At 71.4% G+C, this 26,237-nt stretch carries 21 protein-coding genes; 9 read left to right on the top strand and 12 right to left on the bottom strand.

What is annotated here, in order from left to right:
* Nucleotides 1-130: 130 nt before the first annotated feature.
* Nucleotides 131-1,009, top strand: coding sequence for an esterase/lipase family protein (locus OO67_RS05780; RefSeq protein ID WP_078597653.1), 879 nt, complete (start codon nt 131-133; stop codon nt 1,007-1,009).
* A 239-nt stretch (nt 1,010-1,248) separates the two neighbouring features.
* The gene (locus tag OO67_RS05775; protein WP_033297701.1) at nt 1,249-2,847 is read left to right on the top strand and encodes a M23 family metallopeptidase; all 1,599 of its coding nucleotides are present in this window, start codon (nt 1,249-1,251) and stop codon (nt 2,845-2,847) included.
* Nucleotide 2,848: 1 nt separating this feature from the next.
* Here OO67_RS05775 and pcrA read toward each other — a convergent pair whose 3' ends face one another.
* Complete coding sequence (gene pcrA, locus OO67_RS05770) at nt 2,849-5,287, bottom strand: DNA helicase PcrA (RefSeq protein WP_033297700.1); 2,439 nt, start codon at nt 5,285-5,287, stop codon at nt 2,849-2,851.
* Between the two features lie 449 nt (nt 5,288-5,736).
* Between pcrA and OO67_RS05765 the strand changes: the two genes are divergently transcribed.
* Nucleotides 5,737-6,909: a C40 family peptidase gene (locus OO67_RS05765; RefSeq protein ID WP_033297699.1), complete on the top strand. Its 1,173-nt coding sequence runs from the start codon at nt 5,737-5,739 to the stop codon at nt 6,907-6,909.
* Nucleotides 6,910-6,969: 60 nt separating this feature from the next.
* Here the strand turns inward: OO67_RS05765 and OO67_RS05760 are convergent, their stop codons facing one another.
* Nucleotides 6,970-7,323, bottom strand: a complete 354-nt coding sequence (locus OO67_RS05760; RefSeq protein WP_033297698.1) for a hypothetical protein — start codon at nt 7,321-7,323, stop codon at nt 6,970-6,972.
* 354 nt (nt 7,324-7,677) lie between these two features.
* Between OO67_RS05760 and OO67_RS05755 the strand changes: the two genes are divergently transcribed.
* Nucleotides 7,678-8,748, top strand: coding sequence for a C40 family peptidase (locus OO67_RS05755; protein ID WP_033297696.1), 1,071 nt, complete (start codon nt 7,678-7,680; stop codon nt 8,746-8,748).
* 12 nt (nt 8,749-8,760) lie between these two features.
* Nucleotides 8,761-9,516 carry a GNAT family N-acetyltransferase gene (locus OO67_RS05750; protein WP_033297694.1) on the top strand — a complete coding sequence of 252 codons (756 nt, stop codon included), beginning with the start codon at nt 8,761-8,763 and terminating at the stop codon, nt 9,514-9,516.
* A gap of 13 nt (nt 9,517-9,529) precedes the next feature.
* Here the strand turns inward: OO67_RS05750 and OO67_RS05745 are convergent, their stop codons facing one another.
* Nucleotides 9,530-10,225: a LuxR C-terminal-related transcriptional regulator gene (locus OO67_RS05745; RefSeq protein WP_033297692.1), complete on the bottom strand. Its 696-nt coding sequence runs from the start codon at nt 10,223-10,225 to the stop codon at nt 9,530-9,532.
* Entirely contained in the window at nt 10,222-11,511 is a 1,290-nt protein-coding gene (locus OO67_RS05740; RefSeq protein WP_033297690.1) for an ATP-binding protein, read from the bottom strand. Before OO67_RS05740 ends, OO67_RS05745 begins: the two co-directional genes overlap by 4 nt.
* A 194-nt stretch (nt 11,512-11,705) precedes the next feature.
* On the opposite strand from OO67_RS05740, the gene OO67_RS05735 reads away from it, so the two are divergent.
* Together OO67_RS05735 and OO67_RS05730 are read left to right on the top strand one after the other, a co-directional pair.
* Nucleotides 11,706-13,049, top strand: a complete 1,344-nt coding sequence (locus OO67_RS05735; protein ID WP_033297688.1) for a PspC domain-containing protein — start codon at nt 11,706-11,708, stop codon at nt 13,047-13,049.
* Nucleotides 13,036-13,299, top strand: coding sequence for a hypothetical protein (locus OO67_RS05730; protein ID WP_033297686.1), 264 nt, complete (start codon nt 13,036-13,038; stop codon nt 13,297-13,299). The genes OO67_RS05735 and OO67_RS05730 overlap by 14 nt, the downstream gene beginning before the upstream one ends.
* 187 nt (nt 13,300-13,486) lie before the next feature.
* Here OO67_RS05730 and OO67_RS05725 read toward each other — a convergent pair whose 3' ends face one another.
* The 5 genes from OO67_RS05725 to guaA all read right to left on the bottom strand — a co-directional run bounded on the left by OO67_RS05725 (nt 13,487) and on the right by guaA (nt 18,573).
* Entirely contained in the window at nt 13,487-13,990 is a 504-nt protein-coding gene (locus OO67_RS05725; protein ID WP_033297684.1) for a DoxX family protein, read from the bottom strand.
* Between the two features lie 74 nt (nt 13,991-14,064).
* Nucleotides 14,065-15,333 carry a hypothetical protein gene (locus OO67_RS05720; protein ID WP_033298709.1) on the bottom strand — a complete coding sequence of 423 codons (1,269 nt, stop codon included), beginning with the start codon at nt 15,331-15,333 and terminating at the stop codon, nt 14,065-14,067.
* A gap of 128 nt (nt 15,334-15,461) precedes the next feature.
* Nucleotides 15,462-16,217, bottom strand: coding sequence for an SAM-dependent methyltransferase (locus OO67_RS05715; RefSeq protein WP_033297682.1), 756 nt, complete (start codon nt 16,215-16,217; stop codon nt 15,462-15,464).
* 44 nt (nt 16,218-16,261) lie between these two features.
* The gene (locus OO67_RS05710) at nt 16,262-16,870 is read right to left on the bottom strand and encodes a Uma2 family endonuclease (RefSeq protein ID WP_033297680.1); all 609 of its coding nucleotides are present in this window, start codon (nt 16,868-16,870) and stop codon (nt 16,262-16,264) included.
* Nucleotides 16,871-16,986: 116 nt separating this feature from the next.
* Entirely contained in the window at nt 16,987-18,573 is a 1,587-nt protein-coding gene (gene guaA, locus OO67_RS05705) for a glutamine-hydrolyzing GMP synthase (protein ID WP_033297678.1), read from the bottom strand.
* A 312-nt stretch (nt 18,574-18,885) separates the two neighbouring features.
* On the opposite strand from guaA, the gene OO67_RS05700 reads away from it, so the two are divergent.
* The gene (locus OO67_RS05700; RefSeq protein ID WP_033297676.1) at nt 18,886-19,188 is read left to right on the top strand and encodes a chorismate mutase; all 303 of its coding nucleotides are present in this window, start codon (nt 18,886-18,888) and stop codon (nt 19,186-19,188) included.
* Nucleotides 19,189-19,482: 294 nt separating this feature from the next.
* Here OO67_RS05700 and OO67_RS05695 read toward each other — a convergent pair whose 3' ends face one another.
* Nucleotides 19,483-21,243 (bottom strand): hypothetical protein, encoded by a 1,761-nt coding sequence (locus OO67_RS05695; protein WP_051709150.1) that lies wholly within the window; start codon nt 21,241-21,243, stop codon nt 19,483-19,485.
* A gap of 290 nt (nt 21,244-21,533) precedes the next feature.
* Between OO67_RS05695 and OO67_RS05690 the strand changes: the two genes are divergently transcribed.
* On the top strand, nt 21,534-22,553 hold the full coding sequence (locus tag OO67_RS05690) for an LPXTG cell wall anchor domain-containing protein (RefSeq protein ID WP_033297674.1): 1,020 nt from the start codon (nt 21,534-21,536) through the stop codon (nt 22,551-22,553).
* Nucleotides 22,554-22,623: 70 nt separating this feature from the next.
* Here the strand turns inward: OO67_RS05690 and OO67_RS05685 are convergent, their stop codons facing one another.
* A complete protein-coding gene (locus tag OO67_RS05685) occupies nt 22,624-24,462 on the bottom strand; it encodes a GMC oxidoreductase (protein ID WP_033297672.1) in 1,839 nt (612 codons plus the stop codon).
* A 58-nt stretch (nt 24,463-24,520) separates the two neighbouring features.
* The gene (locus OO67_RS05680) at nt 24,521-26,158 is read right to left on the bottom strand and encodes a succinic semialdehyde dehydrogenase (protein WP_033297670.1); all 1,638 of its coding nucleotides are present in this window, start codon (nt 26,156-26,158) and stop codon (nt 24,521-24,523) included.
* Nucleotides 26,159-26,237: the final 79 nt, after the last annotated feature.

The raw sequence follows: 26,237 nt of genomic DNA, 5'->3' as shown, positions 1-26,237 counted from the left end.
CCGTCAGCCGCACGGCACGGTGGTACGGCCCCCGGCCGCATCAGGGCTGCCGGCCGCCTCCGCAGCGACCCCCGTGAGGGCATACGGGTCAGGGAGCCGCCTCCCCCGCGTGCCGTGCAGGAGGTCGGCCATGAAGGTCCTGTCCTTCCTACCCCTACTGCTGCGCAGGCCGTGCCTGCGCCCGGCCTGGCTGTCGTCGGCACTGATCAGGGCCACGGCACTGGAGCTGGCGATCCTCGCCGGGCACGCGCTGATCTACCCGTCCGGCCTCACCCCCGAGCGCCGGACCCCCACACCTCCGCAGGACACCGGCGCCGACACCGGCGGGGTCACCCGTCCGGCGGACACGACCGCTCTGCCCATCCCGGCCGACGACCGGCCCCCGGTCGTCCTGCTGCACGGTTTCATCGACAACCGTTCCGTCTTCGTCCTGCTCCGCCGCTCCCTGGCCCGGCACGGCTGGCACCATCTGGAGTCGCTCAACTACTCGCCCCTGACCTGCGACATCCGCACGGCTGCCGAGTTGCTCGACCGCCATGTGGAGGAGATCTGCGCCCGTACCGGGCACCGTGAGATCGACATCGTCGGCCACAGCCTCGGCGGCCTGATCGCGCGGTACTACGTACAGCGGCTCGGCGGGGACCGCCGGGTACGCACGCTCGTCACCCTCGGTACACCGCACGGCGGCACTGCCGCCGCGCCGCTGGCAGGCGCCCACCCCATCGTCCGCCAGATGCGCAGCGGCTCCGCGCTGATCGAGGAACTGCGCCGCCCCGCTCCGGGCTGCAGGACACGGTTCATCAGCTTCTGGAGCGAGCTGGACAGGGTGATACTTCCGGTCGAGACGGCCTGCGTCGATCACCCCGACCTCGACGCGGTGAACGTGCGCGTCACCGGCATCGGCCATCTCGCGCTCCCGGTGCACCCCGCCGTCGCGTCCGCGATCCGTCAGGCGCTCGAGTCCGACGGGACGGCCATCGGCACTCCTGGGACGGCCTCGGTCGCCTGATCCCCCGCCCCGGAACCCCCGCACACCGCCTGTCGATTAGAACGAATTTCGAACATAGAACCAACTCTGGCTCTCCGGTCCGCCGAAAGGCGGTCGATTGCCCGTTTCCTGAGGGGATGAAAGCCGCCGAAGATTGTCGTCCTCCACTACCGCCGGGTACAGTCGCGGCCACTGCTCACCCTGGGATCCCCCCACCGGAACCCGGAACAGGTCCTGCTGCCGAGGCGAGAGAGAAGTTGGTGAACGACCAGCACCCCCACGCCGGGTATGCCGGATACGACAGCCGGCCCACCGGCGGTTTCGACACCGACCCGCTCTTCGGGACCCTTCCGGGTCAGCAGGACGACAACCACGAGACGACGTACGGCGGCGGTTACGCCCCGGCGTACGACGGCGGCTACAGCGGCTACGACAGCGGCCAGTGGGACACCGGAGCGCATCAGCAGGCCTCGTACGACCCGTATGACACCCCGTCCCACCCGCAGGCGCCCCAGGGCTACGAGGACACCACCGCGACCTGGGTGCCCGAAGCCGCGCTTCCGTCCCAGGCCGCCGCCCCGGCCCCGGACGCGACGGGCCAGTGGGACACCACGGGCTGGGACACGACCGGCCAGGCCGATCAGTGGGGGTCCGGCGACACCGGCGCGTTCCCCACCACCACGTTCGACACGACGGCCTACGCGACCGGCACCTTCGCTCCTCCCGCCTTCGAGACCGCGGGATACGAAAGCTACGCAGCCGCGGACACCGGCGCCTACGACGCCACGGCCTGGAACACAGGCGCCACGCCCGAGAACGCCGCGTACGCCCCCGAACAGACGTCGTATCCCTCGTACGAACACCAGTCGGCGTCCTACGAGCCTTACGAATCAGTCCAGTTCGCCTCCCACGATCCGCAGGACTCCCCCGGCGCGCACGACCACGCCGAGTACACCGAGACCCGTACCCCGCAGACGGACGCGTACACGGACACGTACGACGAGATCCACGAGGCCGACGCACCCGAGCCGACGGCGGACCTCGTCGACGTGACCGCGGAATCAGCCTCCGTGACCCCCTCCGCGCGCCCGGTGAGCCGTTCCGCCGCCCCGCGCGGCGGCGGCCGGGGCAGGCGCCGCACCCCTGCGAAGCGTTCCGCGCTCCTCACCGTCGCCGTCCCCTCCGCCTGCGTCATGAGCGTCGCGGGCATCGCCGCCGCCTCGGTGAGCGTCGGCGGAGGCGAGGAGACGAAGGACGAGACCACGTCCATGGCCGCCGCCGACACGGTCCAGCCGGCCGTGGCCAACAACAAGCTGGACACCCAGCTTGCCAACCTCAGCGCCGACGCCGAGAACTTCGCCGACCGTGCCAGCCGCACCCAGGAGCGCATCGACCTGAAGGAGCGTCAGGCCGCCGAGAAGAAGAAGCGCGAGGAGGAGGCCGCACGCCGCGAGGCCGCGCGCCCCAAGTTCGCGCTGCCCGTGAAGCAGCACGGCCTCAGCGCCATCTACGGCCAGGCCGGGGTGAACTGGATGTCCATGCACACGGGCATCGACTTCCCCGTGGGCTACGGCACCCCGGTGATGGCGGCGACCGACGGTACCGTGCGCACGCAGCTGAACAGCGCCTACGGAAACATGGTGATCGTCACCGCGGCCGACGGCACCGAGACGTGGTACTGCCACCTCAGCACCGCGAAGATCCGTTCCGGCCCGGTGAAGGCCGGTGACGTCATCGCCTACTCGGGAGACTCCGGCAACTCCACCGGCCCGCACCTGCACTTCGAGGTACGGCCCGGCGGCGGCTCGGCGATCGACCCGATGCCGTGGTTCCGCAGCCACGGCATCAACCCGTACTGAGTCAGATCTTCTCGACCGGCGCGTAGCGCAGCAGCAGCTTCTTGGGACGCTCGTCGCCGAAGTCGACCGTCGCCTTCGCCTGGTCGCCGAACCCCTCGACCGCCGTCACCGTGCCCAGGCCGAACTGGTCGTGCGTGACCCGGTCCCCGACCACCAGGGTGACGACCGGCTTCTCGGAGCTGCGGCGCGTCGCGAATCCCGAGGGGCCGGACTTCGAGCGCGACGAGGACAGCGACGACGTGATGCCGGACGTCGGCCCCGCCGGAGCGGCCATCGGCCCCTTGCGCTTCCACTCCAGGTGCTGGTCCGGGATCTCCTCCAGGAACCTCGACGGCGGGTTGTACGAGGGCTGGCCCCACGCACTCCGCATCGCCGCCCGGGTCAGATACAGGCGCTCACGGGCGCGGGTGATGCCCACATAGGCGAGCCGGCGCTCCTCCTCGAGCTCCTTCACCTGTCCCAGCGCGCGCATGTGCGGGAAGACGCCGTCCTCCATGCCGGTCAGGAAGACCACCGGGAACTCGAGGCCCTTGGCCGTGTGCAGGGTCATCAGCGTGATGACGCCGGAGCCGTCCTCGTCCTCGTCGGGGATCTGGTCGGCGTCGGCGACGAGCGCGACCTTCTCCAGGAACTCGGCGAGCGTCCCCGAGCCCTCCTCCTCCGCGCGCTCCTGCTCGAATTCGAGGGCGACGGCGGCGAGTTCCTGGAGGTTCTCGATACGGGTCTCGTCCTGCGGGTCGGTGGAGGCCTGGAGTTCCGCGAGGTAGCCGGTCCGCTCCATGACCGCCTCCAGCACGACGGCGGGCCCCGCACCGGACTCCACGATCGTGCGGAGCTCCTCCATGAGCGTGTTGAAGCGCTTCACGGCATTGGCCGAGCGCGCCGCCATGCCGTACGCCTCGTCCACGCGGCGCAGCGCCTGCGGGAAGGAGATCTTCTCGCGCATCGACAGGGCGTCGATCATCGCTTCGGCCCGGTCACCGATGCCCCGCTTGGGCACGTTGAGGATGCGGCGCAGCGGGACGGTGTCCTCGGGGTTGGAGAGGACCCGGAGGTAGGCCAGGACGTCCCTGACCTCCTTGCGCTCGTAGAAGCGCACCCCGCCGACGACCTTGTAGGGCAGTCCGACGCGGATGAAGATCTCCTCGAAGACACGGGACTGGGCGTTCGTGCGGTAGAAGACCGCGACGTCGCCGGCCTTCGCGTCCCCCGCGTCCGTCAGCCGGTCGATCTCGTCGGCGACGAACTGCGCCTCGTCGTGCTCGGTGTCCGCGACGTATCCCGCGATCCGGGTGCCCGCGCCCGCGTTCGTCCAGAGGTTCTTGGGGCGACGGCTCTCGTTGCGCTCGATGACGGCGTTGGCCGCGGAGAGGATCGTCTGCGTGGAGCGGTAGTTCTGCTCCAGCATGATCGTGGTGGCGTCCGGATAGTCCTCCTCGAACTGGAGGATGTTGCGGATGGTCGCGCCGCGGAAGGCGTAGATCGACTGGTCGGCGTCACCGACGACACACAGCTCGCCCGGGGCCTCGGCCTCGCCGGACGGGCCCACCAGCTCGCGCACGAGGGTGTACTGCGCGTGGTTGGTGTCCTGGTACTCGTCGACCATGACGTGGCGGAAGCGGCGGCGGTAGTGCTCCGCGACGTCGGGAAACGCCTGGAGCAGGTGGACCGTCGTCATGATGATGTCGTCGAAGTCCAGCGCGTTGGCCTCGCGGAGCCGCGCCTGGTAGAGCGCGTAGGCCTGGGCCAGCGTCTTCTCGAAGCCGTCGGCGGCCTGGCCCGCGAACGTCTCCTCGTCGATGAGCTCGTTCTTCAGGTTCGAGACCTTCGACGTGAACGACTTCGGCGGGTAGCGCTTCGGGTCGAGGTCCAGATCGCGGCAGACCAGTGCCATGAGCCGCTTGGAGTCGGCGGCGTCGTAGATCGAGAACGACGAGGTGAAGCCCAGGCGCTTCGACTCGCGGCGCAGGATCCGCACGCAGGCACTGTGGAAGGTCATGACCCACATGGCGTTGGCGCGCGGGCCGACGAGGTCCTCGACACGCTCCTTCATCTCGCCGGCGGCCTTGTTGGTGAAGGTGATCGCGAGGATCTGCCCCGGGTGCACCCCGCGCTCGGCCAGGAGATGGGCGATCCGGTGGGTGAGCACCCTGGTCTTGCCCGAGCCGGCTCCGGCGACGATGAGCAGCGGGGAACCGGCGTGCACGACGGCGGCGCGCTGCTCGGTGTTCAGCCCGTCGAGCAGCGCTGCGGAGTCGATGACGGGGCGCGGGGCACCGTCGCGGTAGTAGGCGTCACGCGGCGGCGGAGGCGCGTCGAAGACGTCCTCGAAGAGGCCCTCCGGCACCGCTTCGGGTGCGTGCTCCTCGGGGGGCGGCGGGGGGCCGTCCTCAGCTCGCTGGAGGCCGGTCAGGAAACTGTCGTCAAAGAGGCTGCTCATCGCCTCACGAGTCTAGGCGGCCGCACCGACAGCCCGGGCCGCATCGGTGACAAGGACCGGGCGCCGTGCGCGTAACGAGACGGTTCACCCACGGTCGGTGAGATTCCGGAGCGATTTCCGGCCGTGTGCCCGGCCGCCCCGAAAAGGTCACGAAAACGTATCGGGCATATCGAACATCAACCTTCACAGGGACACCACGGGTTGGCTAGCGTGCTCCGACAGGTGCCCCGTACCCCCTTGAGGCGAACCACGCCGCACGGGCGCCCCTGCCGAATCCGTGCTCCCCCGAAGGGAGCCAGGAACCGGGGACCCACGCGCAGCACCGGGGTGAATCGGTCCGTCTCCACCGGGCCGCAGGGCAGCCTTCCGTTCCGCCCGACCCCTCCCCCAGTGCCTGGACGGCCTGGGGGGAACCCATCGCCGACCCGGTAGGCGGTCCACGGAAGGAGATGCCGGCCTTGGCATCGCATCGCAAGCCGCGCACCCGGGTGCGCACCACCACCCCTGCCGTCGGTCTCACGACGGCGGCGCTCGCGTCCGTCACCCTGCTCTCCACGCAGAGCGCGACGGCCGCCCCCGCCGCGCCCAGGCCCAGCATCGAGGAAGTACAGAAGAAGGTCGACGCCCTCTACCGGCAGGCCGGTACCGCGACGCAGCAGTACAACAAGGCGAAGACCGCGTCGGCGGAGCAGCGCTCCAAGGTCGACGGACTGCTGGAGGCCGCGGCGAAGCGGGCCGACAAGCTCAACGAGACGCGCCGGGAACTGGGCAACTACGCCGCCGCGCAGTACCGCAGCGGCTCGATCGCCCCGACGGCGACCTTCTTCCTCGCTGACGACCCCCAGTCGTACTTCGACCAGGACCAGCTGATGGCCCGGATGACCAGCCAGCAGCAGCAGGCGGTCACCGACTTCCGCGCGCAGCAGAAGGAGGCGGCGGCGAAGCGCGTCGAGGCGACGAAGAGCCTGGAGACGCTCACCGAGTCGCAGGCCACGCTGCGCACGAGCAAGCAGCAGGTGCAGACGAAGCTCGCCGAGGCCCGCACGCTGCTGTCGGAGCTGACCGCCGAGGAGAAGGCGCGGCTCGCGGAGCTGGAGCGCAGGAAGGAGGCCGAGGCCCGGCGCAAGGCCGAGGAGCTGGCCCGCCAGCAGGCCGCCGCGAAGGAGAAGGCCGAGCAGGCCGCCAAGGAGCAGGCCGCCAAGGAGGAGGCCTCGCAGGAGGAACCCGCCACCGGCACCGGGACCGGCGGCACGGGTTCCGACAGCGGCTACGCCACCAAGGCCGGGAAGGTCCTGGCCTTCGCCGCCGCCCAGATCGGCAAGCCGTACGTCTGGGGGGCGACGGGTCCCTCCTCGTACGACTGCTCCGGGCTCACCCAGGCCGCCTGGCGGGAGGCGGGCGTCGATCTGCCGCGCACCACCTGGGACCAGGTCGAGGTCGGAACCCGCGTGGCCACGGCGGATCTGCAGCCGGGGGACCTGGTCTTCTTCTACGACGACATCAGCCACGTCGGCATCTACAAGGGCGACGGCATGATGATCCACGCACCGAAGCCGGGTGCGAACGTCCGCGAGGAGTCGATCTACTACATGCCGATCTACGGCAGCGTGCGCCCGGCCTGACCCAGGACGCGGAGCAGGGGGCGGCCGACGGGCCGCCCCCTGCTCGCCGTACCCGTCCGCTCAGGTCCAGAGCGTGGCGATGAAGATGTTGGCGACGGTCAGCCCGCCGACCGCGGCGAACGCGCCCTTGTCCACCTTCTCCTCGTCCCGCTTCACGTAGGCGAGCGCCAGGATCACGATCAGGACCAGCAGCTTGATGCCGATCTTGATGTTGTTCACGCTCTGGTCGTCGGCCTGGTTGAGCCCGACCAGGGCGACCCCCGTGACGAGCATGGTGAGCGCGCCGTGCAGCATCGCCGGGACGAAGCGGGCCGTGCCCGCCCCCATGGCCTTCATCTGGGTCAGGAAGCCGCCCAGCAGGGAGGCGATACCGATGATGTGCAGGGCCACGAAGACATTGATGAGTACGTCCATGGCCGCAGCCTAACCGCGGCCATATCACCACTCTTCGGCCAGGTACGACTTACCGATGAGTCGGCCCGAGTCTGCACGAATTGCCGGACTCAGGTTGATTTTTCCGTTCATCGGGCGGAAACGAAACAGCACATGAGGGCAATACCTGTCATTACACCTCCTCCCCGTGCGCCGGGTTTAGCGTCCCTCCCAGGTGACCGGCTCTTCACCACCGCTCCCGTACCGGGCGGTGCCCCGGTCGCCCCGCCAGGAATCCGGCGGCGGGCCACTCCCCCCGTGGTGGCCCGGCGCCGGACCCCGGCGGGCCCGCGGCACCCACCGCCGGGCAGTCGAACGGAAGGACGCACCACCCCCGTGGCCGCCCATCGAGAAGCCGCTCACCGCAAGCCCAGGCAGCGCCTGTTCACCGGGCCTGCTGCCCGCACCGCAGCCGCCGTCGCCCTCGCCGGGGCGGCGACGGCGACGGCCCTCGAGGGCGCCGCCCAGGCCGACCCCCAGCTCACCCCGGCCCAGGTCAAGGCCAAGGTCGACCGGCTGTACCACGACGCCGAGGTGGCCACCGAGAAGTACAACGGCGCGAAGGAGCAGACCGCCGCCTCCGAGAAGTCCCTGGACGCACTGCGCGACGAGGCGGCCCGCAGGACCGAGCGCCTCAACACCGCGCGGGACGCCCTCGGCTCGTTCGCCACCGCCCAGTACCGCAGCGCCGGCGTCGACCCCGCCATCCGCCTGGCCCTCTCGTCCGACCCGGACGAGTATCTGGAGCGCGCCGCGTACGAGGACCGGGCGGGCGACCGCCAGGCCGGTGCGGTCAACGGCGTACGCCGGCAGATCAGCGACCTCGCCCAGCTGCGCGAGCGGGCGGAGGACGAGCTCGAGGTCCTCTCCTCCCGCCGGGCCGACCTGAAGAAGCACAAGGACGCCGTCCGCACCAAGCTCGCCGACGCCCGGAAACTCCTGGCCACCCTCACCGCCGGTCAGCGCGCCGCCTACGAGCGCTCGGCCGACGCCGCGCACGGCGGCAGCGCCGTCCGTGCCGCCCGGGACGTCCCCCGCGGCTCCGTGGCCGCCCCCAACGCCCGTGCGGCACAGGCCGTCGCCTTCGCGTACGGGGCACTGGGCAAGCCGTACGTCTGGGGCGCCACCGGGCCCTCCTCCTTCGACTGCTCCGGCCTCACCCAGGCCGCCTGGCGGGCCGCGGGCGTCTCCCTGCCCCGCACGACGTACACCCAGATCAACGCGGGTCAGCGCGTCTCCCGCTCCGAACTCGCCCCGGGGGACCTGGTCTTCTTCTACCCCGGGGTCACCCACGTCGGGCTCTACATCGGGGGCGGGCAGATGATCCACGCCCCACGCCCGGGCGCCCCCGTCCGTATCGCGCCGATCAGCGAAATGCCCTTCGCGGGAGGGACCCGTGTCGCCTAGGCTCCGGGGCCCATGGACAACGCCATCCAGAACTACGCCCGCTCACTCGCCCTCCGCTCCCCGGACCACTACCGGGTCGGCCCGTTCACGGTGCGCCACAACCCGGGCTGGGAACTGAAGTTCGTCAACTACGCCATCCCCGACCAGGGTGCCGAACCCACCGCGCAGGAGATCACCGATCTCGTCGAGGCGTTCCGCGCACATGACCGGCTGCCCCGGCTGGAGTTCCTGCCCGCCTGGGCACCCGCCGTCGAACCGGCCCTGCTGGACGCCGGTTTCACGGTCGAGAGCCGCGCCCCGGTCATGGCCTGCGGCGCCGACGGCCTGCTCGCGCCGAAGCCGGTGGACGGCCTCCGCATCGCCGAGCCGGTCACCGCCGACGAGTTCACCGCCGCGGCCGCCGTCCAGCACAGCGGGTTCGGTGGTGAGGGCGGACCCGAGGACGGCGAGATCGCCTGGCTGCGCGGAGCGACGGCGGACGGCGGTGTATCAGCTCTCGCCACCGTGGCCGGCCTGCCCGCCGGCGCAGGCGGCTGCTCGGTCCCGGCCGACGGCATCGGCGAACTGGCCGGCCTGGCCGTCGCCGAAACCTTCCGCCGCCGCGGCATCGGCGCGGCGCTCTCCGCCTGGCTGACCCGCACCGCCTTCGAGCGCGGCTTCGAGACCGTGTGGCTGGAGCCGGGCGGCCCCGACGTCGAGCGGATCTACGCGAGCATCGGCTACCGCAGGACCGGCGAGAAGCTCAACATCTCGCTCGCCCCCGCCTGAGCGGGTGCGGGGCTCAGACCAGCCGCCGCGCCGTGGCCCACCGGGTCAGCTCGTGCCGGTTGGAGAGCTGGAGCTTGCGCAGCACGGCCGAGACGTGGGACTCCACCGTCTTCACCGAGATGAACAGCTGCTTGGCGATCTCCTTGTACGCGTATCCCCGGGCGATCAGCCGCAGCACCTCGCGCTCACGCTGCGTCAGCCGGTCCATGTCCTCGTCGACCGGCGGGGCGTCCGTCGAGGCGAACGCGTCCAGGACGAACCCTGCCAGCCGCGGCGAGAACACCGCGTCGCCGTCCTGGACCCGGAAGACGGAGTCCACCAGGTCGGTGCCCGTGATGGTCTTGGTGACGTAGCCACGGGCACCGCCGCGGATCACACCGATGACGTCCTCGGCGGCGTCCGACACGGACAGCGCCAGGAAGCGCACCGGGTTCTCGACCGCCCCCATCATCGGGGCGCAGCGCCGCAGCACCTCGACCCCGCCTCCTCCCGGGAGGTGGACGTCGAGGAGGACGACCTCGGGACGGGTCGCGGTGATCACCGTGACGGCCTGGTCGACGTCGGCGGCCTCGCCGACGACCTCGACCCCTGTCTCCTCGGTACGGCCGATCTCGGCCTGGACCCCGGTGCGGAACATCCGGTGGTCGTCGACGAGCACGACCCGTACCCGGCGCTCCGGACCCCCGGTCGCTTCGGTGTTCTCGGTCACTCGCTCGTCCTTTCCATCTCCAGCTCGACTTCCGTGCCCCCGCCGGGCACCGAACGCAGCCGCGCCGTACCGCCGTTGCGCTGCATCCGGCCGATGATCGACTCCCGTACGCCCATCCTGTCGTCCGGGACGGCGTCCAGGTCGAACCCGGGCCCCCGGTCCCGTACGGAGACGAAGACCGTGCGGCCCTCGACCTCGGCGAAGACCTGGACGGCGCCGCCCTCACCACCGTACTTGGCGGCATTGACCATCGCCTCGCGTGCGGCCTGCATCTGTGCCGCGAGCTTCTCGTCGAGCGGGCAGTCGCCGACGACGACGACCTCCAGCGGGACCCCGTGCTTGTCCTCGACCTCGGCGGCGGCGCGCTTGACCGCCTCGGCGAGGGTCGAGGGTTCCTCGGCCTCCTCCTTGCCGGTGCCCTCCGGGTTGTACAGCCAGTTGCGCAGCTCGCGCTCCTGGGCACGGGCGAGCCTGCGGACCTCGCCGCCGTCGTCCGCGTTGCGCTGGATCAGCGTGAGCGTGTGCAGGACGGAGTCGTGGACATGGGCGGCGACCTCGGCGCGCTCCTGGGCCCGGATGCGCATCAGGCGTTCCTCGGAGAGGTCCTGCGTCATCCGCACCAGATAGGGGCCCGCGAGCAGCGCGATGCCGGTGAGTACGGCGATGGCCGCGGTCAGCGCCGTGCCGAGCTGGGCCGCCGAGCCCCGCACCACCATGAAGGCGGCGAGGCCGAGGCCGACGAGCGCGACACCGGCCAGTGCACGGGCGAGGTGCAGTACCCGGCGGCGGCGGCCCGCCTCGATCCAGCTGGCGCGCCGCGCGTTGTCGGCCTGGCGCCAGACCAGGACGGAGCCCGCGCCGATCAGCAGTGCGGGCCACACGTACCGGTCCGCCTTGCTGCCCATGTCGACGTTGCTGACGAAGATCACGGCCCCGACGAGCAGCGCGAGCAGGGCGAAGACCTGGCCCGCGTCGGGCTTGCGAAGTCTGCGCCGGCCGTCCGGGGCCGTCTCGAAGAAGGACTTCTCCACCCCTCCGACCCCGCCGACCCCGAGGGGTACGACGATCCAGAACACGGCGTAGAGCAGGGCGCCCATGCCGTCCGCGAAGAACAGTCCGAGGAAGACGAACCGGACCCAGGCGACGGGCAGTCCCAGATGTCCGGCGAGCCCGCGCGCCACCCCGCCGAGCATCCGCCCGTCGGCGCTGCGGTACAGCTTGCGCGGCGCCGGCTCCTCCGGGTCCGGGGCGTGGGAGCTCGGGGCTCGGGTCGTGGCTGCTGGCATGCACCGATCGTCACACGTTCCGGCGGGCCGTGGCATCAGGGTCTGCCCGGACTCGACCCTGATGCGCTCAGGGCGGGCGTCCCGCGGCCGGAGGTCCCGCGGACGGGCCCCAGGGGCCACCGGGACGGAATATCAGGGATCGGCCAGGGTCGTCGCGGGTCCCACGAGGGCGTACGGGCCGTCACCATGGAGCCATGACCGTTCCCCAGGACGCCTCTCCCGGCGCCACCCCGCCCCCCGAGCAGGTACCCCGCCTGCAGCGCAGCCCCCGGCAGAAAGTGGTGGCCGGGGTGTGCGGTGGGCTCGGCCGGTACTGCGACGTGGACCCGGTGATCTTCCGGATCGTACTGGGCGTCCTCGCGGTGACGGGCGGCATCGGCCTGATCTTCTACGGCTTCGCGTGGCTGCTGCTCCCCGTGGAGGGCGAGGACGAGAACGAGGCACGCCGACTGCTGTCGGGCCGGGTCGAGGGCGCCTCGCTCATCGCCCTGCTGCTGGCCCTGGTCGGCTGCGGGCTGCTGTTGTCGATGCTGCACAACGGCGGGATGCTCTCCTTCGCCGCGATGCTGTCGCTGACCGTGGTCGGCTTCTCGGTCTGGACCCAGCACCGCAGGACGGCCCCGTACCACCCGCCCCACCACACGCCGGGCGTGGCGGCGCACACCCCGAAGTACACGGCTCACGCCCCCGGCCACGGGGCGCCGCCCGAGGTGAAGGCGCCGCCCACGCCGGGCGGTCCGTCCTGGTGGCGGGAGCCGATCATCAAGGACGGCACGACCGGCCCGGCCGGAACCGGCTATCTCTGGGGGCCCGCGGACGCGACGTCCGAGGCGGCGGAGGCCGGCCGGAACAGGCCGACGCCGGATGCCCCGTACCGCCCGCCCTACCGGGCACCGGGCCCCCGGGGGCCACGGTCGATCGGAGGTCTCGTCCTCCTGCTCGCCCTGGTGGCGGGAGGGCTGGGCACGGGACTGAGCTGGCAGACCCATCCGCTGGGCACCAGCCTGCAGATCGGGCTCGCCGCCGCACTCGGGGTCTTCGGCCTCGGCCTGCTGGTCGCCTCGGTGCTGGGCCGGACCGGGTTCGGCACGATCCTGCTGGCCGTGATCACGGCGGGCCTGCTGGCGGGATCCTCCGTCGTACCGAGGGACATCGGCACCGACTGGATCCGCAAGGAATGGCGCCCGGCCTCCGTCACGGCGGTCCAGCCCCTGTACAAGCTCGGCACCGGGGTCGCGAAGCTCGACCTCTCCCGGGTCACCGTCCCGAAGGGCCAGACCCTGCGTACGCGTATCGAGGTGGGGGCGGGCCGCGCGCTCGTGGTCGTGCCGGCGGGCGTGACGGTGGAGGTGGACGCCGAGGCGGGCCTCGGCGACATCCAGTTCCCGTCCGACCTGCGCAAGGACGTGGACATCGCCCCCGACCGCCGGACCGAGCGGACCCTCGCGCCGCCGAAGGACAGCAAGCCCGCCGGCACCGTCGAGCTGGGCATGGGAATCGGCATCGGACAGCTGGAGGTCACCCGTGCTGCGTCATGAGATCAGGCCCGGCCGCGCGGTGGCGGGCCTCGTCATGCTCGCGCTGGCAGGCGGTTACGCGGCTGACGCGGCGAGGGCGTGGAACGCCACCTGGACGTTCTTCGCCCCGGTGTTCTTCGGCGGGCTGTGGCTTGCCGCCACGGTGACCTGGGTGAGCTACCGGCTTCGGCGCCGGCGTGCGGCGCGGAAGGACCCGGCTGAGGACTCGGCGGCGCAGGCGCCGTCCTGCGGTGGTGCCACCGGCAGGTGACCGTCGCCGAACGGCAGGTGGCAGGCGCGCGATAGCCGGCCGTCCCTGACGGGGCGCCACGGGCGCCTGCCGTGACGGGGGCCGTCCGGCCGATCGTGGATCCGGCCGGACGAGACACGCGGACTCACCCCGGGCGCGCAGTCCCGCTGCGGTCCCTGGCCGCCCTCGGCCCGCGCCGCGCCCGGCTTCACCGGCGGCGTCGGCCACCCCTCAGGGCGTCCAGCGACAGGTACGGCGCGCCCGCCAGCAGCAACGGCAGCCACGCCATGAGGTAGACCAGGTCGTTCCCGTAGTAGTACGGCTCCGTCCGCCAGCTGACGGTCAGCCACAGGCTCAGCGAGATCAGCGCTCCGCCCAGCGCCGCGAGCCGCGCCCACAGACCTGCGAGGTTGCCGAGGCCGACGAGGAGTTCACCGATCGCGATGGCGTAACCGAAGCCCTCGGGGCTCTTCAGAGCCAGGTCGACGAGGCCCGGGATCGCCGAACTGTCGCGTACGGCGTTCATCATCCCGCCGATGGAGCCGGTCCCGCTCGCCGACAGGAACGCCTCGTCGGTCAGCTTGTCGAGCCCCGCGTAGACGAACGTGACGCCGAGGAAGATCCGCAGGGGCAGGAGCGCGTACTCCCCCGCCCGGTCCCTGAGGCTTCTCGGCTCGTCCAGCCCGTAGGAACCGCCCCTGTACCCGTGCATCACAGCTCCGCCTTCCGTTGGCCCTCAAGAGACCATACGTACGCCGGTTCGGAGCCGCTCACCAGGTGTGCGGCTCAGTCCGTGATGTCGACGACGCAGGAATTGGTCTCCACGCCCGCCGCCGTGACGACCTGTACCTCCACCGCGCCGGGTTCGACCTCGACGGGCACGGGCACGGTGAGCACGGTGTCCGCCGGGTTGGCGAAGCCTCCGGTGACCGGGATCAGGGGGACGTGCACATGCACCCGCCCGATCCTGACGACCACCCGTGCCAGCCGGTCGGGGCTGCCGGCGCCCGGCGGGACGAATCCCGCGCCGCGGATCTCGATGTCGTCGCCGGTACGGATGGGGGCGTCCAGATCGCCGGCCTCCCTGGTCCGGACGACCGACAGGATGACCGGGCGGCCACCCTCCGCGTACTTCCCGGCGAAGTACGTCGCCGCGGAGACGCCCACCAGGATCGCCAGCCCCCACGGCAGGTCCGGCAGCTGCTCGGGGCGGCGGGCCAGACGGACCGCCGCGAACAGCACGGCGACGGCGCTGACCAGCACGTACTGCACATCGGTGAAGCTGCCCCGCCCGGAGTCGTCGGTCAGCAGGTCGGCTGCCCGCGGCCGGTCGGCACGCAGCTTCTGCAGTCGCTGGGCCAGTACGCGTACGGTCACCACCCGGCGCACGACGACGGCGACGGCGCACACCAGCGCGAGCACGGTCAGCACGCCGGCCGAGCGGACCAGGTCCAGGCCCTCGATCAGGGCGTCCCGGTCGGCGGGGTCGGACGCCCCGGCCAGTTGCAGCGCGAGGACCAGCACGGAGAAGACGGCGAGCAGTACCCAGGAGGCGGCGACGGTGCGCGAGGTGGAGAGCCGGTTGTCCTCGCCGATCAGCGGGGCGAGGAGGCCGCCGCGGGTCCGGTGGACGCGGGCGGCGCCGGTGAGCAGGCCCGCCGTGACGAGTGCGGCGATCAGGCCCGCGGTGCGGGCCGTCGACCAGCCGGCGCCGATGGCGGTGACGGCCTCGCCGATGACCAGCAGGGCGACACCGCCCCAGACGACCACGAGGGTGCGCACCCAGAGCGTGTGCAGCCAGGCGTCACCGGCCTCGCGGCTGCGTTCGGCGACGGTGCGGGCCGACTCCGTCAGCTCGTCCGACACCCACTGCCGGGAGGCGGAGACGGACTGGGCGACCCCGGCGGGGAGGCCCTGCCCGGCGGCGAATTCGTCCCGCTTGGTGAGGAAGGCCGCTACCGCGCGGCGGTGTCCTTCGCGTGCTCCGTGCGGGCAGTCGCCGCACGTACAGCTACCGCCGTGCGCACTTTTCGCCCTCGCCTCGTCCAAAGCCACGGAGAACGCCGCCCTTTCCACCCTGGTAGAACCAACTCGCCTGCGATTTCTGCGAATTGTGCCGTACGGAGCGGGCTCGTCCCGCATCGGGGCGGGCCAGGGGCGCGTGTCGTGGATATGTACGATTCTCAGGTGCTGAGCACGAGGTAGGCGAGGCCCAGTGTCCCGCGGTATCCCCCGTAGTACCCGGTGCGGCGTGCGTCGACGGCCTCGGTCACAGCGGCGTGCAGCGGGTGTCCGGGGTTGGCCAGCGCCCAGCGCTCGCCGCGCCCGATGTTGGCGGCGGACTCGAAGAGGTCCCACTCGCGCTGATCGGCGACGGTCACCTGGACCGGCCTGAGCCCCGCGGCCTCCGCCTGCCGGACCAGCTCCAGGAGCGAGCCGAAGTCCCCGGGCTCCGCGCCCAGCCCCTCCAGCGCCTCGGGCGAGGGCTCCCGCTCCCAGAAGCCGTCCCCGAACAGCACCCGGCCGCCGGGGCGTACGGCTGCTCGCAGTGCCTTCAGCGCCTCAGAGGTGCCGCCCGGCCAGGCGTGCGAGGAACCGATGGAGACAGCGAGGTCGTAGCCGTCCCCCTGGTACTCCGCCGCCGGTACCTCGTGGAACCGCACCCGGCCCGTGAGCCCGCGCTCCCCTGCCAGCCGAAGCCCTCGCGCCACGGCTTCCGGGTCGGTCTCGATGCCGTCCCCGGTGCATCCGGGCGCCGCCTCGACCAGGCGCATCAGCAACTCGCCCCAGCCGCTGCCGAAATCGGCGATCCGCGCCCCGGGAACCGGGGCGCAGGCTGCGATCAGCTGGGCGGCGTGCTCCTCGGACAGCGGGGTGTTCCAGGTGAGGCGGTCGTTGCCGGGTGCGGACATGAGGGCTCTGATCTCGTCGGCAGACATTCCACGAGCCTGGCACGCCAGGCCTCCGACGGACCACGGAATTTCTATCTGCCGCGGTTGTAGATCTCCGTGAGGTCAGCCTCGACCAGGAACGGAGCGTCCACCCTGAGCTTGTTGTGATGGATGCCCGTGGGCGTGTACGCCCTCAGAGCCGGATCGAGTTCGTAGACGTAGACGATGGGCAGGCCGTCGTCGTTCGCCTCGACCCGCCAGAAGTGGGGCACCCCGGCGGCGGCGTACTTGCGCGGCTTGACCTCGCGGTCACGCTCGAGGGAGTCCGGCGACACGACTTCGACGGCGAGAACGACGTCCTCAGGAGGAAACCACGTCTGTGTGGCGCCCATGTCCGCCCCCGCGCGGTAGACCAGCAGGTCCGGTTCGGGACGGTTTCTGGCGTCTAGCCTGATGGACATCTCCCGGTCGACGTCCAGGTCGTGCGGAAGGTGCGCGAGCAGCGCCTTTTCCAGCAGCCACATCGTGCGTGTGTGGAACTTCCGCTGCGGACTCATGAAGACGAGGCTCCCGTCGAGCAACTCCGTGTGGGGCGGGAGGCCCGGAATCCGGTCGAGGTCGTCCGACGTCCATCCGCCCTCGGGCGGGATGGGCCACCGGTACCGCTGCTCTTCGAGCCGGGGCTCGGATGCGGCGCTCATGATTGCTCCCATGGGCAGAGTCTCGTCTCTCCAGTCAGCCTACCCAGCGGATACGACGATGCCGCCGCCCAAACGAATGAGCGACGGCATCGGCATTTGACCTCAGGGAGCAGGGGTCACTCCCACTCGATCGTCCCCGGCGGCTTGCTCGTCACGTCGAGGACCACGCGGTTGACGTCGGCGACCTCGTTCGTGATGCGGGTGGAGATCTTCGCCAGCGTCTCGTACGGCAGGCGCGACCAGTCGGCCGTCATGGCGTCCTCGGAGGAAACCGGGCGCAGCACGATCGGGTGGCCGTAGGTGCGGCCGTCACCCTGGACGCCGACGCTGCGGACGTCCGCGAGCAGGACCACGGGGCACTGCCAGATGTCACGGTCCAGGCCGGCCGCCGTCAGCTCCTCGCGGGCGATGGCGTCGGCCTCGCGCAGCAGGTCGAGCCGCTCCTTGGTGACGTCGCCGACGATCCGGATCCCGAGGCCGGGGCCGGGGAACGGCTGGCGCTGGACGATCTCCTCCGGCAGGCCGAGCTCCTGGCCGACCATCCGGACCTCGTCCTTGAACAGCTGGCGCAGCGGCTCGACGAGCTGGAACTCGATGTCCTCGGGCAGCCCGCCCACGTTGTGGTGGGACTTGATGTTGGCGGTGCCGGTGCCGCCGCCGGACTCGACGACGTCCGGGTAGAGGGTGCCCTGCACGAGGAAGGCGACCTCGGGGCCGTCCTCCTGGAGGATCTCCAGCTGGGCCTGCTCGAAGACCCGGATGAACTCGCGGCCGATGATCTTCCGCTTCTGCTCGGGGTCGGAGACCCCGGCCAGGGCGTCGAGGAAGCGCTTCTCCGCGTCGACGACCTTCAGCTTCGCGCCGGTCGCGGCGACGAAGTCCTTCTCGACCTGCTCCGTCTCGCCCTTGCGCATCAGACCGTGGTCGACGTACACGCAGGTGAGCTGGGAACCGATGGCCTTCTGCACGAGGGCGGCGGCGACCGCGGAGTCCACGCCTCCGGAGAGACCGCAGATGGCGCGCTTGTCGCCGACCTGCTCGCGGATGAGGGCGACCTGCTCCTCGACGACGTTGGTCGTCGTCCAGGTCGGCTCGATGCCCGCGCCGCGGTAGAGGAAGTGCTCCAGGACCTGCTGACCGTAGGTCGAGTGCATGACCTCCGGGTGGTACTGGACGCCGTAGAGCTTCTTCTCGTCGTTCTCGAAGGCGGCGACCGGGACGACGTCCGTGGACGCGGTCACGGTGAAGCCCTCGGGGGCGGCGGAGCAGGCGTCGCCGTGCGACATCCAGACCGACTGCTCGGTGGGCGTGCCCTCGAAGAGGGTGGAGCCGGCCTTGGAGACGGTGAGCGGGGTGCGGCCGTACTCGCGGGCGCCGTTGTCGTCGACCGTGCCGCCGAGGGTCGTGGCCATGATCTGGAAGCCGTAGCACATGCCGAAGACCGGGACCCCGGCCTCGAACAGCGAGCGGTCGAGGCTGGGCGCGCCCTCCGCGTACACCGAGGACGGGCCGCCGGACAGGATGATCGCCCGGGGGTTCCTGGCCAGCATCTCGGCCACCGGCATCGTGGACGGGACGATCTCGCTGTAGACCCGGGCCTCACGGACACGACGGGCGATGAGCTGGGCGTACTGGGCGCCGAAGTCGACAACCAGGACGACGTCGGTCGTGGTGTCGGGGGCGGCGGGGGGTGCTGCTGGCACGGGGCGGCCTTCCGGCGGTGGAGAGGGGTCGGTCCTCCCAATTCTACCGGCCGTGGAACATCGCCCCGCCGGGCTCCCGTCTCACCATCCGGGCCCGGAGTCGACCCCGGCCCGGACGGGGTCCATACTGTCCCGCATGCGTCAGCACACGACCTTCGTCTTTACCTATGGCACCCGGCCCGCCGGCTGCCATGGTCGTGCTGCTTGAGCAACTGACAAGCAACGTTCCAGGCGCCCCGGGCCGACAGGCCCGGGGCGTTCTGGCGTTCCGGACCTGTCGTTCCGGGGGCCTCAGCCCCTCGGGAGTCACAGATGACCAGCACCGCACCCACGAAGACGGCCGCCGAGCGGACCGGCGCGCACACCGACGAGGCCGCTTCCCTGATCGGGGGCGCCCGGGCGCGCATCGACGCGCTGGACGACCGGATCATCGGTCTGATCCAGGAACGGATGGCCGTCTCGGCGGTGATCCAGGAGGCGAGGATCACGTCCGGTGGCCGCCGGGTGAACCTCTCCCGGGAGATGGACGTCCTCAGCCACTACAGCAATGCCCTGGGCAAGCCTGGCACCGCGCTCGCCATGACGCTGCTGGAGCTGTGCCGCGGCCGGGTGTGACGTGCGGGAAGGCTGTACGGCCGCACCGGCGTTCGGGCCCGGTCTCACCCGTACGGCGCGTGACCGGGGCCCGGAGCGCTTCGTTGTTCCGGGTGTCCGTGCCAGCCAGGGGCGGCATCGGCAGGAATCCACGCGTGGCTCCGCCGGGACGTGTGACGTACCGCAGGTACGTCGTGGGACCACGGCCCGGCGCGTGTGACCGGTCGGCAGGGGACAGCAGCCCGGTCACCCATGCGCGGCCGGCCCCGGGGACGCCCGGGACCGGCCGCCTTCGGACCGTCGTGGACGACGGTCTCAGATCTGCTGGGCGCGGCGCCGGTTCGTCGCGTACAGCACGCCGCCCGCGGCCAGGGCGACCACTGCGGCGGCGGTGGCCACGAGCGCGGCCGAGCCGGTGGAGGCGAGGATGCCCCCGTTGTCCGTCGAGGCGGAGCCGGACGTGCCCGACGTACCACTGGCGGTCGTGGATCCCGACGTGGCCGCGTCGCCCGAGGAGCCCGTCGTGCCCGACGTCCCGGACGTGGAGCCCGAGGTGTCACCGCCGGTCGCGCCCTCCGTGCCGGTGGAGGCGCCCTCCGACGTGCCGCCGGTGTCCTCGGAACCCGTGTCCGCGGGGTTCAGCACGAGCTGCGCCGTGTTGTCGGACGTGTCGGGGTCGAAGGGCAGGGCGGGCTCGCTCAGCCAGGTGTTACGGACGGTGACGGCGCCGGAGGCGCCGGGCACCACCTCGTTGATCTTCAGCTGGAAGGGCAGAGCGATGTCCGCCCCGTCCCGCACGGTCATCGACGAGTCGCAGAAGTAGCGGGGTGCGCCGAGCTGCTTCTCGCGGTACCGGCCGGCGGCCGTCACCCCCTGGCAGGACTCCGGCTTCCCGGTGACCTCCGCGCCGGCGGGCACGGTGACGTCGAGCGTGGCGACGGCCTCGCCCGAGCGGATGTACCCGATCCAGGCGGGGCCCGCGTTGCGGTAGCCGACCTCGGCCGTCACGGTGGCGCCCTCGGCGCCCTCGGCCTTGGCTCCGTACGCCGCGAAGTCGGCCGTGTTCTCGGTGCGGAAGTCGGCCTCCTGCTGGTTGTTCCAGGGGTCGAGGTCCGCGCTCCGTGCGGAGGACGTCACCTTCTTCAGGGTCAGCTCCGGTCCGGCGCCACGGGCGAAGGAGGCGCCCGCGCGCTGCGCCGAGCGCTGGGCGGCGCTGTCCTCGTGGATGCGGTAGACGAAGGTGTCGTAGTACGCGCGCTCGGTGGCCCGGACCGACAGCGGAACCGCGAGCGTGTAGGTGGCGCCCGGCTCGTAGGAGCCCTCGACGGAGCACAGCGCGGTGGACCACGCGAAGGCGTCCTGCGGCTCCTCCCCCGCCTCGCTGTCGTACTCGCAGTTGGCGTAGCGCTCGGGGATGTCCAGGCCGCGCGAGTGCATCAGGGTCAGCAGGACCCCGTCGGCGGCCCTCGACCCCTTGTTGGTGAAGGTGACCGGGGCCGGCTGCACGTCGCCCGGCTTCGTCTCCCGGTCGAAGGGGATCTGCTCCATGACCAGGTCGGGGCCGCCTACGACGACCTTCGTGGAGAAGGGGACGAAGGTGGCTCCCTCCGCCTCACCGGTGACCCGGATGGTGCCCGAGGCGCCGTCCGTGCTGCCCTTCGCCGCGGCGAGGCCGAAGTCCGCGATGCCGCTGAGCCCCGGGTACACGCCGTAGTCGTGACAGACGGCGGTGGTGCCGGTGATCGTGCAGTCCGCACCGGTGTCCTCGGCGGGGGAGACGACGGCGACGCCCGCGATGCCGCTGAAGTCGACGGTGTAGGTCACCTCGCCCTCGTACCCGTAGCTCTCCTCGTCCTCGTCCGGATTGCTGACGGTGAGGGCGAGCGAGGTCTTCTGCGGGGAGCCGCTCGCCGGGTAGGGGTGCAGGGCCGTCTCGGCGGGCCCGCCGAGCGTGAAGGCGGGGCTGTCCGCCTGCGCCGGGGCACCGGCGGCGAGCGTACCGGCGGCGAGCAGCCCGGCGGCGGCGAGGCCGCCTGCCGTCCGGCGCAGCGCTGCTCTCGGGTGAAGACGTGTCATCGCGAACCTCTGGGGATCGGCGGAGCTGTGGGACTGCTGTGACTCGGTACGGGTTCGACCGCGCGGCGCCGCCGAGAGTTGCCCGGCACAAGATCACGAGTTGAGTACGGCGCGAGGGTGTGGCGAGCGACACATAAAGATTCTGTGAAAGCGGGGGCAACCGTTCCCCCCTTCCGCCGGTCATGCTTGGCGAACACACCGGCTCGTTCCGTGCCCCACAACGGCAGGCCCGTTCACTCCTTTCAGGCGTACCGCAGCCCACGCGGTACCACGGACCCGCTGAGGCCCAGATGAAGCTCCGCCGCACCCTGGCACTTGCTGCCGCCACCGCCGTCATAGGCCCGGTCGTCCTGCTGTCGGCGCCGGCCGCCTTCGCCGACACCGAGACCACGACGACCGAGACCGCGTCGCCCACGCCGACCGAGACGGCGAGCGAGGCCCCGTCCGAGTCACCGACTCCCGAGGACACCGAGTCCGCATCGCCGTCCGCGACGCCGGAGGCCACGGAGTCGTCCGAGGAGACCACGCCCGAGACCTCGGAGCCGGCCCCGACGGCCACCGAGACGGAGACGCCGTCCGCCACGCCGACGCCCACCCCTTCGGAGACCGACGAGGAGGAGGAGCCCGGCGAGGACGAGGAACTCGGCAACTGCGAGCCCCACCCGCTGGACCTCGCGATCAACGGCCTGTCCGGCAAGATCGCCCGGGGAAGCGGCTGGGACCGGTTCACCCTGAACGCCTACAACGACTCGGGCAAGACCGTGAAGAACGTGGTCTTCTTCGCGGCCGCCGCTGCCGACAAGGCGGGCGAGCACCTCTTCACCAGCAAGCAGGTCAGGATCCAGGCGCTCAACGAGGCCGACGGCACGTGGGAGGACCTGGAGGGCGACGGCACCGCGTCCGGATACGTCGGCGAGACCGACGAGCTCAAGCCCGGCTACGAGGTCGACATCGACCTGCGCCTCAAGGTGGCGGCGAGCGCCCCGGTGGGCGCCGGCTTCAGCCTCGGTGGCGGTCTCGTCTTCGGCGAGGAACTCGAGTCGGTGCCGTGCTTCACGGACGTCGCCTACAAGTTCCAGATCGTCGACGCCGGTGACGAGGACGACACGAAGCCCCAGCAGGGCGGCAGCGTCCCCGTCCCCGACACGAAGCCGGCCGGCGACACCGCCAAGGTGACCGGCAGCCTCGCCGAGACCGGTTCGTCCTCCAGCACCACGATGTTCGCCCTCGCGGGCGGCGCGGCCGTGGTGCTGGGTGCCGGCGCGATGTTCGTCGTGCGGCGTCGCAAGAACGGTGACGCCGCCGCGTAAGGCGCGTCACCGGCAGGTACGTCGAGGGGCTGCACTCGGAGGGGGGTGCAGCCCCTTGGCGTTCCCGCCGTCAGACGTCGGTGACAGCCTTCTTCGGCGGCACCACGGGCATCCCCAGGAACGGCAGCTTCAGCGCCCCGAACGCCTCCTCGGGCACGGCGGGCGTCCGGGGCTCGACCGCGGCGAGGCGTTCGTAGGCCGCGTCCTGAGCCGGACGTGTGTCCGCCTCACCCTTGTTGGGCCAGAAGGACATCGCGCGCTCCGCCTGCGCCGTGATGGTCAGCGACGGGTTGACGCCGAGATTGGCCGAGACGGCGGAACCGTCGACCACGGAGATGCCCGGGTGCCCGTACAGCCGGTGGTACGGATCTATGACGCCCTCGTCCGGGTTCGCCCCGATCGGGCAGCCACCGAGGAAGTGCGCGGTGAGCGGGGTGCCCATCAGCTCCCCGATGTTCGATCCGGCGAAGCCGTTGATCTCCTGGGCGAGCAGCGTCGCCCCCTGGGTGGCCTCGGCGATCTGGGTCGGGTTGGGAGAGCCGTGGCCCTGCCGGGCGGTGAGCAGCCCCTTGCCCACGCCGCCGGGCTTGCGGTAGGCGGTCAGCGAGTTGTCCAGCGACTGCATCACGAGACCGATGATGGTCCGCTCGGACCAGCGCCGGTTGGACAGGGAGCGCATCAGGAGCCACGGGTGCCTGGCCACGTTCCCGAACCAGCTCAGCACCCGGTGCGTGCTGTAGGGAACCTGGAGGATGGTCAGCGCGCCCATCGCGTTGGAGCCCTTGCCGTAACGGACCGGCTCGATGTGGGTGTTCTCGTCGGGATGGATCGACGAGGTGATGGCGACTCCCCTGGTGAAGTCGGCCTTGGCGGTGCCGTGCTTCTTGCGGTAGCGCCGGTCGCTGGTCTGCGCCCCCACCAGGCCCTCGGAGTTGGTGCGGGTCAGCTCACCGAGCCGGGACGACAGCCGGGGCAGCAGCCCTTCGTCCTTCATCGTGTGCAGGAGGGTCTGGGTGCCGTACGTACCGGCGGCGATGACCACCTTCCGGGCCCGCAGCACGGACGGTTCCGCCTTGCGGCGTCGGTTCGTGGGCACGGTCGACACCCGGTAGCCGCCGTCCGCGCCGTCCGTGACCGCGACGACGGACGTCATCGGGTGGATGACGGCACCGGCCTTCTCGGCCAGGTACAGGTAGTTCTCGTTGAGGGTGTTCTTCGCACCGTGACGGCAGCCCGTCATGCATTCGCCGCACTGGGAGCACGCCTTCCGGGCGGGGCCCGCGCCGCCGAAGTAGGGGTCGGCCGCCTCCCCGCCGGGCGTCGTGCGCGTCTTCCCGTCGGCGTCCTGACCGTCGCCGAAGAAGACGCCGACCGGGGCGAGGTGGAAGGTGTCGCCGACGCCCATGGTCTCGGCCACGGCCTTGAGGTGGACGTCCGCCGGGGTCACCGTCGGATTGAGCCGTACCCCGAGCATCCGCTTCGCCTGGTCGTAGTACGGGGCCAGTTCGGCCTTCCAGTCGGTGATGCCGGCCCACTGACGGTCCTCGAAGAACGGCGCGGGTGGTACGTACAGGGTGTTGGCGTAGTTGAGCGAGCCGCCGCCGACGCCGGCGCCGGCCAGCACCATCACCTTGCCCAGCAGGTGCACCCGCTGGATGCCGAACAGACCGAGCGCCGGGGCCCACAGGTAGTTCTTGATGTCCCAGGAGTTCCTGGGCAGCGTCTCGCGGGTGAAGCGGCGGCCCGCTTCCAGGACGCCGACCCGGTATCCCTTCTCACTCAGCCGCAGGGCCGAGACCGCGCCGCCGAAGCCCGATCCGACCACGAGCACGTCGTAGTCGTACGCGTCGTCGTCCGCCGCCGGAACGGCCGGTCCGGCCTGGTTCCGGTCAGGGCTGTCCTGGGACATGGCTCTCCTCGGTACGAAAAGGGCAGAAGGGAAACGCTGCGGGAGGGGCGGGGGCAGCTCAGCGCAGCCGGAAGGCCTTCATCGCCTTGAGGCTGCGGCTCATGAAGGCGGCGTACTTCTCGTCGTCCATCCCGAAGGCCGGAGCGAGGGGGATCAGCCGCTGCTGGGCGACCGTCTGGGCCTCGGTGTACTTCAGGATGCCCTCGGAGCCGTGCCGCCGCCCGAGACCGGAGTCCTTCATGCCGCCCATGGGTGACTGGACGCTGCCGTACGCGGGGGCGTACCCCTCGTTGATGTTGACCGTGCCCGCCCGGAGCCGGGCCGCGATCCGGTGGCCACGCCGGGCGTCCTTGGTCCAGATACTGGCGTTGAGGCCGTACGGGGTGGCGTTGGCGAGGGTCACCGCCTCGTCCTCGTCGGTGAAGCGGTAGAGGGAGACGACCGGCCCGAAGGTCTCCTGGGTGCAGACGGCCATCGGCTCCTGCACGTTGTCCAGGATGGTCGGCTCGTGGAAGTACGGCCCGATGTCCGGGCGGGCGGCACCACCGGCGACGACCACGGCGCCCTTCTCGACGGCCTCGGCGACGTGCTGGGTGACGGTCTCCAGCTGCCGCCCGCTGACGAGCGACCCCATGTCCGCCCCGTACGCGAGGGAGTTGCCGAGCCGCATCGCCTTCGTGCGGGCGGCGAAACGCTCCACGAAGGCGTCCGCGACGGACGCGTGGACGTACAGCCGTTCGATGGAGATGCAGAGCTGCCCTGCCGAGGAGAAGCAGGCGCGTACGGCGCCCTCGGCGGCCTTCTCGACGTCGGCGTCCTCGAGGACGAGCATGGGGTTCTTGCCGCCGAGCTCCAGCGAGACGCCCACCAGCCGCGCCGCGGCTCGCAGGGCGACGTCCCGCCCGGTGGTGGTCGAGCCGGTGAAGGAGACGTAGTCGGCACGCTGGACGACCTCAGGCCCGATGACGGGCCCGACGCCGAGGACGACCTGGAACACCTCGGCGGGAAGGCCGGCTTCGATCAGCAGGTCACGGGCCCACAGCGCGGTCAGCGCCGTCTCCGTGTCGGGCTTCATCACGACCGCGTTGCCGGAGACGAAGGCGGGCAGGGCGTCGCCGACGGAGAGCTCCAGCGGATAGTTCCAGGGAGCGATCTGGCCGATGACACCACGCGGCTGGCGCAGTTCGGTGACCTTGGTCAGGGTAGGGACGACCCCGGTGTGGCGCTTCGGCTTCAGATACGCGACGGCCCTGCGCCCGTAGTGCCGGGCCGACACGGCGACCGCCTGCACCTCCTCGTGGGCGTGCAGCCGGGCCTTGCCGGTCTCCAGCTGGATGAGGTCGAGGACCTCGGACTGGCGCTGCAGGACCAGGTCGTGGAAGCGGAGCAGCACGGCGGCCCTGGCCCGGACGGGGGTCGCCGCCCACGCGGGCTGGGCGGCTCGGGCGCGCACGAAGGCGGCCTCGACGTCCTCGGGGGCGGACTCGGGCAGGTCGGCCAGCTTCTCCCCGGTGAAGGGGCTGTGGTTGGCCGTGCGGCCGGAGCCCACGACACCACGGGTCAGCTGGGCGATCACCTCGGGGGTGACCACGTCGGCAGCGGTGCGCGCGCCCACCGGGGCGGCGGCCACCGGATTGGTGCCCACGCGGGTGCCGGAGGCGGCGGAGGTGGTCGTGGAGGCCTGCGAGTCCGTCATGAGGGCGAGAGTATGTCCACCCGCCCACTTTGGGTACCCGTGGGTAACAGGTTTTCACAGACCCCGCCAGAGACCCTCG

Origin of the sequence: Streptomyces atroolivaceus (genome assembly GCF_000717025.1) — a bacterium.
GTDB lineage: Bacteria > Actinomycetota > Actinomycetes > Streptomycetales > Streptomycetaceae > Streptomyces > Streptomyces atroolivaceus.
Note: the sequence above shows the minus strand (reverse complement) of the source record. Positions and strands in the feature narration are given on the sequence as shown.

Bases quoted from the DNA above. Each gene is read 5' to 3' on its own strand.
- OO67_RS05780 (WP_078597653.1), top strand. From the start codon at position 131: ATGAAGGTCCTGTCCTTCCTACCCCTACTGCTGCGCAGGCCGTGCCTG.
- pcrA (WP_033297700.1), bottom strand. From the start codon at position 5,287: ATGAGCAGCCTCTTTGACGACAGTTTCCTGACCGGCCTCCAGCGAGCT.
- OO67_RS05765 (WP_033297699.1), top strand. From the start codon at position 5,737: ATGCCGGCCTTGGCATCGCATCGCAAGCCGCGCACCCGGGTGCGCACC.
- OO67_RS05760 (WP_033297698.1), bottom strand. From the start codon at position 7,323: ATGGACGTACTCATCAATGTCTTCGTGGCCCTGCACATCATCGGTATC.
- OO67_RS05750 (WP_033297694.1), top strand. From the start codon at position 8,761: ATGGACAACGCCATCCAGAACTACGCCCGCTCACTCGCCCTCCGCTCC.
- OO67_RS05740 (WP_033297690.1), bottom strand. From the start codon at position 11,511: ATGCCAGCAGCCACGACCCGAGCCCCGAGCTCCCACGCCCCGGACCCG.
- OO67_RS05735 (WP_033297688.1), top strand. From the start codon at position 11,706: ATGACCGTTCCCCAGGACGCCTCTCCCGGCGCCACCCCGCCCCCCGAG.
- OO67_RS05725 (WP_033297684.1), bottom strand. From the start codon at position 13,990: ATGCACGGGTACAGGGGCGGTTCCTACGGGCTGGACGAGCCGAGAAGC.
- OO67_RS05715 (WP_033297682.1), bottom strand. From the start codon at position 16,217: ATGTCTGCCGACGAGATCAGAGCCCTCATGTCCGCACCCGGCAACGAC.
- OO67_RS05710 (WP_033297680.1), bottom strand. From the start codon at position 16,870: ATGAGCGCCGCATCCGAGCCCCGGCTCGAAGAGCAGCGGTACCGGTGG.
- OO67_RS05700 (WP_033297676.1), top strand. From the start codon at position 18,886: ATGACCAGCACCGCACCCACGAAGACGGCCGCCGAGCGGACCGGCGCG.
- OO67_RS05695 (WP_051709150.1), bottom strand. From the start codon at position 21,243: ATGACACGTCTTCACCCGAGAGCAGCGCTGCGCCGGACGGCAGGCGGC.
- OO67_RS05690 (WP_033297674.1), top strand. From the start codon at position 21,534: ATGAAGCTCCGCCGCACCCTGGCACTTGCTGCCGCCACCGCCGTCATA.
- OO67_RS05685 (WP_033297672.1), bottom strand. From the start codon at position 24,462: ATGTCCCAGGACAGCCCTGACCGGAACCAGGCCGGACCGGCCGTTCCG.
- OO67_RS05680 (WP_033297670.1), bottom strand. From the start codon at position 26,158: ATGACGGACTCGCAGGCCTCCACGACCACCTCCGCCGCCTCCGGCACC.